Origin of the sequence: Sedimentibacter sp. MB31-C6 (assembly GCF_035934735.1) — a bacterium.
GTDB lineage: Bacteria > Bacillota > Clostridia > Tissierellales > Sedimentibacteraceae > Sedimentibacter.
This window is the reverse complement of sequence record NZ_CP142396.1, coordinates 361,903-378,145: the sequence shown is the minus strand read 5'-3', so window position 1 is coordinate 378,145 and position 16,243 is coordinate 361,903. Positions and strand designations below refer to the sequence as shown.

The window sequence follows — 16,243 nt, the reverse complement described above, 5'->3', positions numbered from 1 at the left end:
AATATGAAGAAAGAAATAATTAATATAGCAGTAATAGCACATGTAGATGCAGGTAAGTCCACTTTAGTAGATGCCTTTCTGCAACAAAGTAAAGTATTTAGAGAGAATCAAGAAGTAGTACAACAAATAATGGATTCCAATGACATAGAACGGGAAAGAGGAATAACCATTTATTCAAAGAACTGTTCAGTTATGCATAATGACATTAAAATAAATATAGTAGATACACCTGGACACGCTGACTTTTCATCTGAAGTTGAACGTATTATGAAAACTGTAGATACAGTAATATTATTAGTTGATTCTATAGAGGGACCTATGCCACAAACAAGATTTGTATTGCAGAAGTCTTTAGAAATTGGATTAAAACCGATATTATTAATAAATAAAATTGACAAGAAAAATAATCGAGCTGAAGAAGTAGTTGACATGGTTTTCGATTTATTTGTTGAGTTAAATGCAAATGATGAACAATTAGATTTTCCTATATTATATGGAATAGCAAAAGAGGGAATTGTTCAGTATGAGTTAGACCAACCTAGTGAAAATATTGATCCTTTATTTGAAACTATAATTAAACATGTAGACCCATATCCTAATAGAAATAATGATGATTTACAAACTCAAATTTCATCATTAGGTTATGATGATTATATTGGAAGACTTGGTATTGGTAGAGTGACTGCTGGTACTATTAAAGAAGGTCAAACAGTTTCAGTTGCAAAAGCCGACGGAAGTGTTGAAAAACAAAAAATATCAAATATTTTTGTTTATGAAGGATTAAAACGCATTAGTGTTACTGAAGCTACTAGTGGCGAAATTATTGTAATTTCCGGTATTCCAAACATATCAATAGGTGACACTATATGTAATGAAAATAAAGTTGTTCCAATGGAATCAATTAAAATTGAAGAACCTACATTATCTATGAATTTTTTAATTAATACATCACCTTTTGTTGGATTGTCAGGTAAATATGTTACGACTAGACATTTAAAAGCAAGACTTGAAAAAGAGTTAGAAGTAAATGTTGGGTTAAGAGTTGAACCTTTAGAGAGTGTAGATGGCTATAAAGTTTCAGGAAGGGGAGAACTTCATTTATCAATACTTCTAGAGAATATGAGAAGAGAAGGATATGAAGTATCAGTCTCAAGACCAGAGGTAATATTACATCGGGAAGATGGTGTAGTTAAAGAGCCTATTGAAAGAGTTATAGTGAATGTTCCAGAAGAATATTCTGGATCTGTAATATCAAAGCTTAACTTAAGAAAAGGTATGATGGAATCAATGACTCCAGATGGAAATTATGTAAAAATAGAATATATGGTTCCAACTAGAGGTCTTCTCGGCTATAGAACTGAACTTATAAATGATACTAGAGGCGAAGGAACTATGGTAAGAAGCTTTGATCATTACGATAAATATAAAGGTGAAATACCACAAAGAACAAACGGAGTTCTTGTTTCTAATGATCAAGGGGAAGCTATTGCATATTCTCTCAATAATTTAGAAAGTAGAGGAACTTTATTTATAAGTCCCGGTGAAAAAGTATATGAAGGTATGATTATAGGAATGAATGCTCGTGGGGAGGATATTGTAGTAAATCCTACTAAAGCAAAAAAACAATCTAATACAAGGTCATCTGGGGCAGATGATGCTATAAAGCTTGCACCACCTAGAATTATGACATTAGAAACAGCTTTGGAATTTATAAATGATGATGAACTTGTTGAAGTAACACCTGACAACATTCGAGTAAGAAAAAGATATTTAAGTGAAATAGAAAGAAGAAAACAAGGAAACAGATTAAAAACTAATTAATTGTTGGGGGACGTATTGCATGCTCAATTTGGGATGCATACAATGCATCCCCTACATCAAATATTATTTGGATAATTTAAATTTTCTTCTTTTAGATTACATAGTACTTCATCATAATATTTAGCAGCCTCATATTTAGCCATGTTAAGATTCATATCTAAGTAATTTCCACAGGATTTTGCATCAGCTCCTGGCAAATCACCTTCATAATTTTTAATAAATTCAAACATTTCTTTAATTATATCCACTACATCTTTAGAATCTAAGTTACCTTTAAAAATAACATAAAAACCAGTTCTACATCCCATAGGTCCAAAATATACAGTAAGTTCATCATAAATAGAATGATTTCTAAGGAAAGTTGCTCCTAAATGTTCCATTGCATGAAGTTCAGCTGTATTAATAACAGGTTCTTTATTTGGTTCTTTCATTCGCAAATCAAAAGTAGTTATAATGTTTTCTCCAACTACATCTTTTCTTGAAACATAGATACCTCGTTTTAAATTCAAATGATTTACTTGAAAACTCTCTATTTTTTTCATATTGGTCTCCTTACTATTTATTATATAATTTTACACTGATAAGTCGCAAATGTAAACTACCAAGATTGAAAATCCATTATTTATATGCTATAATAAAATATAATCCAAAAATGGAGGATATAATGAAAGCAAAAGAGTACATGGCTATACTGCAAAAAATTTTGCAGTTAGTTGATGAGGGTGTACACGTTTTAGATAAACATGGAAATACGATAATTTATAATGATTCAATGTCAAAGTTGGAAAAGATGGAAACTAAGGATGTATTAAAAAAACCCTTCAGTGAAGTTTTTGGTAATTTAAACAGCGAAAATAGTACATTACTAAAGGCTTTAGAGACGAGAACAAAGACTACTGAACAAAAACAAACTTATTTAAATAAGGATGGCAGGGAAATCACTACAATAAATACTACTTTTCCAGTAATTATAGATAATGAAATCGTTGCCGCTGCAGAAGTTGCAAAAAATATTACTAAAATACAAGAAATGTCACATAAAATATTAAAACTACAAAATGAAATAGAAAAACCTGCAAAAGCTAAATCTAAAAAAGTTAAAAAGTATAACTTTAATAATATTATTGGACGTAGTAGCAACTTTGTAGAAATTATAGAAAAATCGAAAAAAGCTTCCAAAAATTCAGCTTCGGTATTTATTTATGGTGAGACAGGAACAGGTAAAGAGTTAATAGCACAAAGTATACATTATGAAGGACTTAGAAGGGATAAGCCTTTTATTGCACAAAATTGTGCAGCACTTCCTGAATCTTTATTAGAAGGTTTGCTATTTGGAACAACAAAAGGGGGATTTACAGGAGCCGTTGATAGATCGGGACTTTTTGAACAAGCAAGTGGTGGAACCCTTCTTTTAGATGAAATTAATTCTATGCCTTATGAGTTACAAGGGAAACTTTTAAGGGTATTACAAGAAAATTATATAAGGCGTGTAGGAGGTACTAAGGATATACCAATAGACGTGAGAATAATTACTACTAGCAATGAATCTCCTGAGTATATATTAGAAAATGGAAAGGTTAGGAAGGATTTGTTTTATAGACTAAATATAATTCCTCTTTACATTCCACCACTTAGAGAGAGAAAAGATGATATATTAATTCTTTCTGATATGTTTATCAATAAACATAAAGAGAGATTTGCTAAAAGAGATTTAAAATTAAATGATGAAGCTAAAGAAAAACTTCTTAATTATGATTATCCTGGTAATGTAAGAGAGTTGGAGAATATAATAATGGCTGCAATGAGTATGGCAGATGATGAAGAATATGAGATAACAGTAGAACATTTAAATATACATGAAACTGATAGGTTTAGTTCAGTATATAGTATTAAAGATATTGAAGAAGTAGGAATGGATTCATATTTAAGTAATTTAGAGAAGGATATTATAATTAAAACTTTAGGAGAATATAATTTCAACATAACAAATGCTGCTAGGAAATTAAAAATAAAAAGACAAACATTACAACATAAAATTAAAAAATATAAGATAAGATAAAAAGAGTTGCTTCGCAACACCCGCTAGGGGGACCTATGTCCCCCTTCGGCGTAAAAATGCTTTATTAAAGCATTTTTACTGAGCACCCCCCTTAACGGCAAGGACGTTCCGTCCTTTGCAATCCTCGTTTTTTATTATATAGGAAAGGAGAACTTTCCTATATAATAAAAAATATAAAAAAGCAAAAATATTTGCACAAGCAGCAAATATTTTTGCTTTTTTATAAATATACCGATTTGAATTTTTATTAATAATTAATACTTGTATTAATTATTAAATAGTGGGAAAATTATTTATAGTTCAAAAATGACGGATTAAGGCTTTAAGTAAGAATTTATAAAAATACTTAAATTTAAATGGCATAGTTATTGCTATATATTAATTATAGATATTTATATATAATATAAATCAAAAAATAAAATTTATTTAAATTATGGAGGTATACAAATGCAAAATGTAAAAGTAATTATTTGGGGCTTGGGTGCAATGGGTTCTGGTATGGCAAAAATGCTATTAAAGAAAAAAGGCGTTGAAATTGTAGGTGCTATAGATATAGGTGCTAAACTTGGTAAAAGTATGTATGAGTTAGTTGGAGTTGAAAGAGGCAATAGGGCAGATGTTATAGTCGGAACTCCTGAAGAAGTAATTAAAGAAAGATGCGCTGATGTTTGTTTATGTGTTACAGATTCTTTTACAAGAAATGCTTTTGATAAGTTTAAGTTTGTTTTAGAGAAAAAGATAAATGTAATTTCTAGTGCTGAACAAATGGCCTTCCCACAAGCACAAGAACCTGAATTAGCTAAACAAATCGATGAATTAGCAAAAGCTAATGGAGTATCAATACTTGGAACAGGTATTAATCCTGGTTTAATTATGGACCTTTTAGTAGTAGTTATGACTGGATGTTGTGAATCTATTGATCATGTAGTTTCAAGAAGAGTTAATAGTTTATCACCATTTGGACCTACTGTTATGGAAGAACAAGGTATTGGTTTAGGAGTAGATGAATTCAAAAAACGTGTAGAAGATGGTACAATGGCTGGACACGTTGGTTTTCATGAATCAATTAATATGATAGCTGAAGCAATTGGTTGGAATGTTGATAAGGTTACTCAATCGATGGATCCAATAGTAACTGATGTTGACAGAAAAGCTCCTTATGGATTTGCAAAGGCAGGAGATGTAGCTGGAGTTGCTATGAAAGGTTATGGATATATTGACGGAGAAGTTAAAATAGAAATGGATCATCCACAACAAATTGAACCAGAACAAGTAGGTGTAAATACTGGTGATTACGTAATAATAAAAGGAACTCCAGATATTAATATGGTTAACTCACCAGAGGTGCCAGGTGGAATTGGAACAATAGCAATGGTTGTAAATATGATACCTCAAATAATAAATGCTAAAGCAGGATTACAAACTATGATTTCATTACCAGTACCAAGGGCAATAATGGGTGACATGAGAGATAGAATTGATCCTGAATGTAAAATAGTTAAATAAATTTGTGATGAGAGACTTAGAGATTGTGTGATAATAGAAAATATGAAAAATTCAATAAAATAGTAAGGAAGTGTAATAATGATTAAAAAAGGTGAATGGGTTTTAATTCATAGAATAGTTATGGAGCCATCAGCAAGAGCACCTCAAGTACCCGACGATACAAAAAGAGTACCGTTAGAGTTGTGGGTAAAAGGATATTTGCAGGAAGATGCAAATATTGGAGATGAAGTTACAGTTTTAACGAGAACAAAACGTATAGAAAAAGGTAAGTTGTTAGAAGTAAATCCATACTATAAACATGATTTTGGTAAATTTGTTCCAGAACTATTAAAAGTAAACGAACAAGTAAGAGATATATTGTTTGGAGGTGCTGATAATGAGTAAAGATATGAGTTATGCAGCAGTCAATGAAAGAAAATCAGAAATAATGAAACAATCAACTAAAATTGACTTCTCTAAATTTGAAAGTGGATCAATAGCTTTTGATTATGAAAAAATGATGAAAGAAGCAGGTTATACACTAGAAGAAATACAACAGATACAAGGACAAACAGGAGTAGGAAATACTCCAATCTTAGAACTAAGAAATTTAACAGCTTTAGCAAGAAAATGCGCAGCTCCAGGAAAAGGAGCAAGAATATTTATAAAAGATGAAGCTTCAAATCCATCAGGAAGTTTTAAAGCAAGAAGAGCAGCAACAGCTGTATATCATGCAAAGAAACTAGGTTACAAAGGTGTAATTGCAGCAACAAGCGGTAATTATGGTGCAGCAGTTGCATCCCAGGCAGCTATAGCAGGGTTAAAATGTATAGTAGTTCAAGAATGTTATGATTCAAGAGGTGTAGGTCAGCCAGAAATAATTGAAAAAGCAAGAAAATGTGAAGCATTAGGGGCAGAAGTAGTACAATTATCTGTTGGACCTGAATTATTCTATTCATTTTTAGTATTATTAGAAGAAACAGGTTACTTTAATGCATCACTATATACACCATTTGGTATAGCAGGCGTTGAAACATTAGGATATGAAATTGCAATGCAATTCAGAGAAAAATATGGAAAAGATCCAGATGTAGTAATGGCTACAAATGCAGGTGGAGGAAACTTAACAGGAACAGCAAGAGGACTTAGAAAAGCCGGAGCTGAAACTAAGATAGTAGGAGCTAGTGTAGATTTGTCAGGATTACATATGGCTTCAGATATACAGTTCAATAAAAAATCATTTACAACTGGACATACAGGATTTGGAATGCCATTTTCAACATGGCCAGATAGATCGGATGTTCCACGATCTGCAGCAAGACCATTAAGATATATGGATAGATATTTGACTATACATCAAGGAGAAGTGTTTTATATAACAGAAGCATTAGCGAGTCTTGAAGGATTAGAAAAAGGTCCAGCAGGAAATACAGCATTAACAGCAGCATTCTCTTTAGCACAAGAAATGGATGAAGATCAAATGATTGTTGTACAAGAAACAGAGTATACAGGAGCAGGAAAGCACATTCAACCTCAATTATCATTTGCGAGAGAAAATGGTATAGAAATATTATTTGGTGATCCAAAGGATGAAGTACCAGGTAAAAATATTATTTTACCATCGCATCCTTCTAAGATAAAAGCACAAGATGCAGATTTAGATCATATGAGAAAATCATTAATTAAGAATGCTATAAAAACGTACAATGTAACTCCAACAGCAGAAGATTTAGAATTTTTAGCTGTTGAAACTAAAACAAATGTTGATTATGTAAAAAATGTTATAGCTTCTTTATAATAAAGAATAAAAAATATAAAATAACGGAGGAGTAAATATGAAAAGAGCTGACGATTTTGAACAAAGAAGAACTCATTTAGCTAATCTTACAGATGAACAATTATATGAGAAGTTTTGGAATTTAGCAGAACAAATAGTTGACCCTCTTCTAGAATTAGGAAGAAAAAATACAACACCATCTGTGGAAAGAAGTATTTTATTAAGGATGGGATTTTCTAGTCTTGAAGTTAAACCAATTGTAGAAGGTGTTATGAATAAAGGTTTAATGGGCAAAGGTGCTGGTAATGTTGTATGGAAATTATCACAAAAACTCGGTGTTTCTGTACGTGAAGCTGGTTTGGAATTGGCTAATGGTAGACACTGGGACGATGTAGATACATTATTTTAAGGAGGGTATTTAGATGAAATTAGATCCTAACAAAAAGATAGATATAAAAGAACTATTAAAAGATTTAGATAAATATGAACCTAGAAGACGTAACTGGACATGGAGAGAAGGAAGTAATGAACCAAGAAACATAGGTGATTTTGAATATCATGAAGCTTCAGAAGCACTTGAGAATTCTGTTCCTTTACCTGGAAGCAGAGGTTTTGGATATATAGACCCACAACCAGATTGTGTTATTACTACTGAAATAGCTTCAGGTAGATTTGAAGATGATATAAGAAGAATGCGTATGGCTGCTTGGCATGGAGCTGATCACATAATGGTTATTAGAACAGCAGGACAGTCACATATAGATTCATTGCTTGAAGGTACAAACCAAGGTATTGGTGGTATAATGGTTACTAGAAAGCAAGTAAGAGCAAGCAGAAAGGCGTTAGACTTAATAGAAGATGAAGTTGGTCGTCCTATTAATTTCCATTCTTATATTTCAGGAGTAGCAGGACCAGATATAGCTGTTATGTTTGCTGAAGAAGGAGTAAATGGAGCTCATCAAGATCCTCAATACAATATATTATATAGAAATATTAATATGGTTAGAAGTTTTGTTGACGCTTGTGAAGCTAAAAAAGTTATGGCTTGGGCTGGAATGCTTCAAATTGATGGTGCACATAATGCAAATGCTACAGCAATGCAAGCATGGAAAGTAATGCCAGAATTAATGGTACAGCATGCAATTAATAGTATATTCTCAAGAAAAATTGGAATTAAACCAGAAAATATTGCGTTATCAACTGTACCTCCTACTGCACCTCCAGCGCCATGTATGAGGCTTGATATGCCATATGCAGTTGCTTTACGTGATTTATTTAGAGAATATAAAATGAGAGCTCAACAAAATACTAAGTATATGGAATCTGATACTAGAGAAGCAGCTGTTACTCATACTTTGAATATGGTTATTTCAAGATTGACAAGTGCTGATATTCAATCTACTATAACTCCTGATGAAGGAAGAAATGTTCCATGGCATTACAATAATATTGCAGGTGTAATGACAGCTAAGCAAGCTTTGACTGGAATGGATGGATTTAGAGAATTAGTTAAGTTAGATAGAGATGGTGTACTTGGTAAAGATGTACGTGAATTAAAAGAAAGAGCAATATTGTTCATGGAAGAAATGATTGAAGTAGGTGGCTACTTTAAAGCTGTTGAACAAGGATTCTTTGTAGATAGTGGTAAATATCCAGAAAGAAATGGAGATGGTATCGCAAGAGAAATTGAAGGCGGTATTGGATATGGATTTATTTATGAAAGAGATGAAGACTATTTCGCTCCTGTATCTGTACATTATGGATATAACAAAGTTCCAACACAATTTACTAAAGCTAGTGATGCAATAGGTGGAGATACATTTGAAGATCATTCAAAGATAATTTATATCGATGAATTAGATGAAAATGATAATGTAAACAATAGACTTGAAGAAGCAAATAAATATTATGATTCAAATCTTGTAAAACCTGAAGTTGAATGGAGAGCTGATGGAACAGTATTACTTTCAATTTTCTTACCTGTAGATGAAAGAACAGCAGAATTTGCTGGAATTAAATGTGGTGAGAAAATGGGACTAGAAGATGTAACAGTTGTTCACAAACAAGTAATGCATCCTTCGGAAGGAACTTATGTAGAAATAAAAGGAAGAGTTAATTTTGATATCGATGTAAATGAGTTAATTATACCAGAAAAAATAGAAGTGCTTTCTGAAGCTGAAATTAGAAAGGATATTCAAGATAAATCAATGTTTGTTGTAGCTGCAACTGTAGGAGAAGATGAACACTCAGTTGGATTGAAAGAAACATTAGATATCAAACATGGTGGTATAGAAGGTTTTGGTATTAAGTATGAATATCTTGGAACTTCTTGTCCAGTTGAAAAATTAGTAGATGCTGCTATTGAAACAAATGCAGATGCTATTTTAGTAAGTACAATAATAACTCATGATGATGTTCATGTAAAAAATATGAAAAAAATTAATAATCTTTGTATCGAAAAAGGTATAAGAGATAAAGTTATGATAATTTGCGGTGGAACTCAAGTAAGTAATGAAATTGCTGTTGAAGCTGGCCTTGACGCTGGTTTTGGAAGAGGAAGTCATGGTATTGATGTAGCAAGTTTCTTAGTTAAAAGAAGAAGGGAAATGAATAAATAGTGAAAATTGACGTATTGGTAGCTGAAATTGGAAGTACCACTACAGTAGTCAATGCATTCAATGGAATAGGCACTCCCAGTCCAGTTTTTGCTGGACAGGGGCAGGCGCCTACCACTGTCTTAAATGGTGATGTTACGGTAGGGCTCAATGGTGCTATAAACAGTTTAAAGGAAAATCTTAAAGCTGATAATATAACATGGGATGATATGCTGGCTACAAGTAGTGCTGCAGGCGGGTTAAAAATGACTGTCCATGGTCTTGTATATGATATGACTGTTCGTGCTGCAAAAGAAGCAGCTCTTGGTGCAGGAGGTATTATTAAAATGATAACCTCTGGTAAATTGAGAAGAACAGATTTGAAAAAGATACAAGAGATTAATCCAAATATTATGCTTGTTGCTGGTGGTGTTGATTATGGTGAAAGAGATACAGCTCTATACAATTTGGAAATGATACTTTCCATGGGATTAAAAATTCCTATTATTTATGCCGGTAACATTGAAAATCAGGAAGAAGTAAAGTTGATGTGCGAAGAAGCAGAGAATCAAGTTTATATAGTTGAAAATGTATATCCTAAAATTGACACTCTTGTTGTAGAACCCACAAGGAAAATAATTCAAGATGCTTTTGAAGAACATATTATACATGCTCCTGGAATGTCAAAGGTACGAGATTTAGTTAAAGGGCCTATTATTCCTACGCCAGGTGCAGTAATGGAAGCAGCAAAAGTCTTAAAAGAAGACTTAGGTGATTTAATTATATTTGATGTTGGTGGAGCTACTACAGACGTTCATTCTGTAACTCAAGGTTCTGAAGAGATTAACTCAATTTTAATAAGTCCAGAACCCATTGCTAAAAGAACAGTTGAAGGAGACTTAGGTGTTTACGTTAATGTAAACCATGTTGTTGAAAAGATTGGAATAGATAATTTGACAAAAGAATTTCCTGATGTAAACGAATTATTAGCAAATTATAAACCAATACCTATTAATGATAGGGAAAAAGAGTTTGTTGAAATACTTACAAAAGAAGCTGTGCTTACATCTTTGGAAAGACATGCAGGACATTTACGCTACTTTTATACAGCATCAGGGAAGAAGACTGTTGCAGAAGGAAAGGATTTAACAGCTATAAAGTTTATTATAGGAACAGGTGGAGCTCTTACAAGATTACCTGGGAATAAAAGAATATTAGAAGAAGTTAAAGTTCATGGAAAAGAGCAGGAACTGTATCCAACAGAAACTGCTAAAGTATTGATTGATGAAGATTATATCTTTTCTTCTTTAGGTGTTCTTTCTAAAAGTTATCCTTCAGATGCACTTCTTTTGATGAAGAAAAGCTTAAGAATTATATAAGGAGAAAGTCATGTTTCCAAGATTAGTAATTGATTTAAATAAAATTAAAAACAACCTGGATAAAATAACTGAGATTGTTAAGGGCGCAGGGTGCTCTCTTATGATAGTGACAAAAGGATACTGTGCTGATCTTGAAATTTATAAAATACTAGAAGATTCTAAAATAGATTATTTGGCTGATTCACGCATTCAAAATCTTAAAAATTATGTGAATTCAAAAAAAGAAAAGGTATTATTAAGGCTGCCTATGGGGTCTGAAGCAGATGATGTTGTTCGTTTTGCAGACATATCATTGAATTCTGAAATTAAAACAATTCAAAAACTAAATGATGCAGCAGAGCGACAAGGGAAAAAGCATAAAGTATTGCTTATGATAGATTTAGGAGACTTAAGAGAAGGTATATTCTATAAAAATGAAGATGAAATCTATCAAACAGTTGAAGAAATACTTAAGTTTAATAATATTGATTTTTTTGGACTTGGTGTTAATTTAACATGTTATGGTGCTGTTATTCCTAAAAATGAAAATTTATCAGTATTAGTTGATACTGCACATAAAATTGAGAAAAGATTTAATGTTAAGTTAGAAATGATTTCTGGCGGTAATTCAAGTTCTGTTTATTTAATTGAAAGAAATGAATTACCAAAGGAAATAAACAATTTAAGAGTAGGTGAGGCATTTTTATTAGGTAATGAAACTGCTTACAGTAATATGCTGGAAGGATTCTGCGATGATGCTTTTGTGTTAGAAGCAGAGATTATCGAACTTAAAGAAAAACAATCAGTTCCTATTGGTGAAACAGGAGTTGATGCCTTTGGGAATAAACCTGTATATGAAGACAGAGGAATAATAAAAAGGGCCATAATAGCAGTAGGTAGACAGGATATAGATTCTGACAACCTGCATCCTATAGACTCTAAAATTGATATACTAGGTGCTAGTTCAGACCACTTGATATTGGACGTTACTGAATCTGATAAAAATTATAAAGTTGGAGATATAGTAAACTTTAAGCTTAGTTATTCTAGTTTATTGAGAGCCACAACAAGTAGTTATGTAGATAAAAAATATATATAAAAGAAAAAATATAAAGGGTGTAAACATAGTTTGCACCCTTTATAGATTCTTTACTTACTGACTTACTTCTTCAATTGATTTTGCTATATTATGTGTTATAGGCTTCCATTCAATCTTCTTAAATAATGCTACTATTGAAATAGGAACATAAGTGAATATGAAAAATGGAAATGTAAACACATATTTTATTTTCTTTATAGGTGTTGTATTTATTTTATTCCATTCAGTTATTGTAGTTAAAAGCCCTAACATAAAAAATACTAAATAAGAATTTACAGAAGACATAATAATGGCATTTGTTGTTTCCTTTACAATAATTGTAGAGGTTCCGATATTTAACATACCAATAGTTAATAATGTCAAATTTACAGCAACACTAAATAATGATAGAAAAAGAGCTGGCATTATTGTCATAAGCATGTCAAAGCAACAAAAGCTTTTTTTAAATATAATGCACTTTACTAAATCTTTACCATATTTACCAAACACCTGATAAAATCCTTTAGCCCAACGTAATCGCTGGTTCCAAGATTGTTCAAAAATATATGGTTGTTCATCATATAATACTGCATCACCACAATATCCAATAGTTTCTCCTTGTATAGCACAATCAATAGAAAATTCGATATCTTCAGTTAATAAGTGATGTTTCCATCCGTTGTTTTTCTTAATTATATCATTATGAACTAAAAATCCAGTTCCTGATATTGCACATCCAGTTTTTAGTAACATCCTTGAATTATTTAAATACTTTGCTTCTCTTAAAAACCATAATGAGTACCCAGCGGATAGCCAATTTGTATCATAGTTTTTAGAGTTTCTGTAACTTGTTACAACTTTATAACCATTGTCAAATACTTTGTTCATTTCAGCTATGTAATTTTCATCTAACAAATTATCAGCATCAAAAACAAAATACCCATCATAGTGTTTATCGTTATTCATAATAGCTTTAAAAGCATAATCTAAAGCGTATCCCTTACCAACTTTATTTTTGTTAAACCTTTCAAATACAAAAGCACCTGCACTTCTAGCAATATTAGCAGTATTATCTGTACAATTATCTGCTATAACATATATATCAATTAAAGATGCCGGATATTTTTGCTTTTTTATACTATTAATTAATTGCCCTATAACGGCACTTTCATTTCTTGCAGCTATTACTGCAGCATATTTATGATTTTCCTTAGAAATGTAGTCATTACCCTTATTAAATAATGAAATTGGTATATAATATATTTGATATAAGTAAAATCCTGTAAACAATAAAAATATAGTTAAATTAAATAAACTAATAAATGATAACAAATCAATTACCTCCATTCAGTCAAATAAACTTCTTTATGCTTGTAATATAGCATTTTTGTTAATTATATCAATTAATTAATTCTTAACATTACTTTAATTTTGGTGAAAACGATTTTTATATTTTACATTTAAAGATTAATAGAAATATTATTAGTATTCCACTATTTTTACTGTTTATGCTTATTGAGAAAGATAGTAATAAATTCAGCAACAAATTTTTAAAAAGTGAGAATTTTCAGAGCTGGGTTTAAAAGAATTTTCTTGACATTAAAAAACAGTTATGATAGAGTTTAATTACTCAATTGAGAAATCATAACAATGAATACAAGAATTTGAAAATTAAATAATAAAAATTATAGGTTTATATGATTAAAAGGGAAAGCGGTTAAAATCCGCTGCAGCCCCCGCTACTGTAATTGGAACGAAATCAAAGTATACCACTGGAGCACTTTCTGGGAAGGTTTTGAGAGTAGGTTAATCCATAAGTCAGGAGACCTGCCTATGAATTTTATGAATAAGTCTTCGGTGGGAAGTTATTATTTTTATGTTTATTCAGCATATTAACCATAGCCGTACGGCTATGGTTTTTTTATTTATATGAAGATTTTGTTTAGTTAAAAAATGATATTAATTGTTTGGAGAAGAAAATGAAAAAAACTAAATTTTTAGCATTATTAATTATAGCTTTAATGCTAATTACATTAATCACAGGGTGTAGCAAGGATAATTCAAATGAAGCTATTCCTGAAACTTCAGCACCTAGTACAGAAGAAAGCAACAAAGAAGAAAACAATACAACAGAAACACCAGCAAATAATGAAGTTGTTTCTGAATATGGAGTTACTATAAATGAAGAATATGTTACTTTCGAAGATTATACAGGAGAAATGGTATCTATTAAAAAGAATCCTGAAAGAGTAGTATGCTTATACAATTCGTACTTAGATATTTATTATAGTTGTGGTGGAGAAGTTGTAGGAAGAGTAGAAGAATCAGAAGAAAAACCAGTTGAAGAATCTCTAAAAGCTGAAGTAGTTGGAACATCAGGAGCTCCAAGTTTAGAAAAAGTATTAGCACTTCAGCCTGAATTAGTAATCATGACAAGTGGATTTAGTGGACAAACAGAAATGATTCCTACATTAAAAGAAAATAATATACAAGTTATAGCAATTAAGAATGATTACTTAGAGGATTATTATAAATCAGTAAGGTTATTCACTGCAATTACTGGAAGAGAAGATTTGTATAAAGAACAAATGGATAAAGTAAAAAAAGGTGTTGATGAAATAGTTGAAAAAGCACCAACAGATGAAAATTATAAAGTTCTTATATTGTTTGCATCAGCTAAAAGTCTTACTGTAAGAAATTCTGAATCAATGGTTGGTGAAATGTTAAAAGATTTAAATACAATTAACATATCAGATACACAAACAGATCCATCAAATGCTAAGGTATTTAGTATGGAAAAAATAATTCAAGAAGACCCAGATTTTATATTTGTACAAACTATGGGAAGTGACCATGAAAAAATAATGGAAAGATTAAAAACTGATGCACAAGATAATCCAGCATGGGCTTCTTTAAAAGCAGTAAAGAATGATAAATATATAGTTTTACCAAAGGATTTATATATGTATAAGCCAAATGATAGATATCCAGAGGCGTACCAAGGTTTAGCTGAGATTCTTTATCCAGAGGTATATAAATAAAAGTAATTAAGGAGATTAGGCATAATGAATAGCAGCAATACAAAGCAGGAAGGCATCAAGAAAAAGCTTATATTATTAATCTTTATAATTATAGCTGTGTTGAGTTTTTTTATAAGTATCGGCAACGGAGCCGTCAAGATATCATTTAAAGAAATATTAAATGCAGTTTTATTTGAAGAAGCTACTGTGAATTATCAAATAATATGGAATGTTAGATTACCAAGAACTATTGTTGCAGCATTGGTAGGAACATGTCTTGCTTTATCAGGGGCGATATTACAAGGTGTGATGAGAAACCCCTTGGCAGGACCAAATATTATCGGAGTTTCTGCAGGTGCAGGTCTTTTAACTTTGATTGTGCTTATAATTTTTCCTAGTTATTACTTTTTAGCTCCTGCAGGAGCATTTGTGGGAGCTTTATTAGCTACTCTTCTAATTTATTTTCTTGCATGGAAAGAAGGAGTAGTTCCAATGAGACTTATATTAGCTGGGGTAGCAGTTTCATCACTTTTAGGGGCAGGAACTAATGCTATTATGACATTTTATCCAGATAAGGTTTCAGGAATAATTGGATTTATGGTTGGAGGATTATCTGCTACTAATTGGAAACATGTATCGACAATATTTCCATATGCTACTATTGGTATAATATTATTGTTATTTATACCCAATAAATTAAATATACTTATGTTAGGTGATGAGGTTGCAACTGGACTCGGAATAAATGTAGAGAAAACAAGATTTTTATTTATTATAATTTCTTCTTTACTCGCAGGGGCAGCGGTGAGTGTAGCAGGACTACTAGGATTTGTTGGACTGATTGTGCCACATATTACGAGGCTGTTTATCGGATCAGATTATAGGTATTTATTGCCTGCAACAATTTTTACAGGTTCTAGCATAGTAGTTATTTGTGATACCATATCGAGGGTAATTTTTGCCCCTATGGAAATACCTGTTGGAATTATAATGTCAGCATTAGGAGCACCGTTTTTTCTATATTTGCTTAGAAGAAGGGAGAAGAATTAAA

13 protein-coding genes and 1 riboswitch are annotated in these 16,243 nt (G+C 31.4%); of the genes, 11 read left to right on the top strand and 2 right to left on the bottom strand.

The window, feature by feature from the left end; genetic code table 11:
* Positions 1-3 precede the first annotated feature (3 nt).
* Complete coding sequence (gene typA, locus U8307_RS01865; RefSeq protein ID WP_326909717.1) at positions 4-1,821, top strand: translational GTPase TypA; 1,818 nt, start codon at positions 4-6, stop codon at positions 1,819-1,821.
* 56 nt (positions 1,822-1,877) lie between these two features.
* Here the strand turns inward: typA and U8307_RS01860 are convergent, their stop codons facing one another.
* Complete coding sequence (locus U8307_RS01860; RefSeq protein WP_326909715.1) at positions 1,878-2,363, bottom strand: S-ribosylhomocysteine lyase; 486 nt, start codon at positions 2,361-2,363, stop codon at positions 1,878-1,880.
* 122 nt (positions 2,364-2,485) lie between these two features.
* Between U8307_RS01860 and U8307_RS01855 the strand changes: the two genes are divergently transcribed.
* From U8307_RS01855 to orr, 8 genes are all read left to right on the top strand, one after another.
* Positions 2,486-3,880, top strand: coding sequence for a sigma-54 interaction domain-containing protein (locus U8307_RS01855; protein WP_326909713.1), 1,395 nt, complete (start codon positions 2,486-2,488; stop codon positions 3,878-3,880).
* A 447-nt stretch (positions 3,881-4,327) separates the two neighbouring features.
* On the top strand, positions 4,328-5,386 hold the full coding sequence (ord, locus tag U8307_RS01850; RefSeq protein ID WP_326909710.1) for a 2,4-diaminopentanoate dehydrogenase: 1,059 nt from the start codon (positions 4,328-4,330) through the stop codon (positions 5,384-5,386).
* A 78-nt stretch (positions 5,387-5,464) separates the two neighbouring features.
* Positions 5,465-5,770 (top strand): 2-amino-4-oxopentanoate thiolase subunit OrtA, encoded by a 306-nt coding sequence (ortA, locus tag U8307_RS01845; protein ID WP_326909708.1) that lies wholly within the window; start codon positions 5,465-5,467, stop codon positions 5,768-5,770.
* Complete coding sequence (gene ortB / locus U8307_RS01840) at positions 5,763-7,163, top strand: 2-amino-4-oxopentanoate thiolase subunit OrtB (RefSeq protein ID WP_326909706.1); 1,401 nt, start codon at positions 5,763-5,765, stop codon at positions 7,161-7,163. The genes ortA and ortB overlap by 8 nt, the downstream gene beginning before the upstream one ends.
* Before the next feature lie 37 nt (positions 7,164-7,200).
* Positions 7,201-7,551, top strand: coding sequence for an ornithine aminomutase subunit alpha (locus U8307_RS01835; RefSeq protein ID WP_326909704.1), 351 nt, complete (start codon positions 7,201-7,203; stop codon positions 7,549-7,551).
* 13 nt (positions 7,552-7,564) lie between these two features.
* Positions 7,565-9,760 (top strand): D-ornithine 4,5-aminomutase subunit OraE, encoded by a 2,196-nt coding sequence (gene oraE, locus U8307_RS01830; protein WP_326909702.1) that lies wholly within the window; start codon positions 7,565-7,567, stop codon positions 9,758-9,760.
* Positions 9,760-11,115: a GlmL-related ornithine degradation protein gene (locus tag U8307_RS01825; protein WP_326909700.1), complete on the top strand. Its 1,356-nt coding sequence runs from the start codon at positions 9,760-9,762 to the stop codon at positions 11,113-11,115. The genes oraE and U8307_RS01825 overlap by 1 nt, the downstream gene beginning before the upstream one ends.
* Before the next feature lie 10 nt (positions 11,116-11,125).
* Positions 11,126-12,193, top strand: coding sequence for an ornithine racemase Orr (orr, locus tag U8307_RS01820; RefSeq protein WP_326909698.1), 1,068 nt, complete (start codon positions 11,126-11,128; stop codon positions 12,191-12,193).
* Between the two features lie 54 nt (positions 12,194-12,247).
* Here the strand turns inward: orr and U8307_RS01815 are convergent, their stop codons facing one another.
* Positions 12,248-13,519, bottom strand: a complete 1,272-nt coding sequence (locus U8307_RS01815) for a glycosyltransferase family 2 protein (protein WP_442985527.1) — start codon at positions 13,517-13,519, stop codon at positions 12,248-12,250.
* 325 nt (positions 13,520-13,844) lie between these two features.
* Positions 13,845-14,021: riboswitch (cobalamin riboswitch) on the top strand.
* Positions 14,022-14,151: 130 nt separating this feature from the next.
* On the opposite strand from U8307_RS01815, the gene U8307_RS01810 reads away from it, so the two are divergent.
* Positions 14,152-15,213 carry an ABC transporter substrate-binding protein gene (locus tag U8307_RS01810; RefSeq protein WP_326909694.1) on the top strand — a complete coding sequence of 354 codons (1,062 nt, stop codon included), beginning with the start codon at positions 14,152-14,154 and terminating at the stop codon, positions 15,211-15,213.
* A 24-nt stretch (positions 15,214-15,237) separates the two neighbouring features.
* Positions 15,238-16,242, top strand: coding sequence for a FecCD family ABC transporter permease (locus U8307_RS01805; protein ID WP_326909692.1), 1,005 nt, complete (start codon positions 15,238-15,240; stop codon positions 16,240-16,242).
* Position 16,243 lies beyond the last annotated feature (1 nt).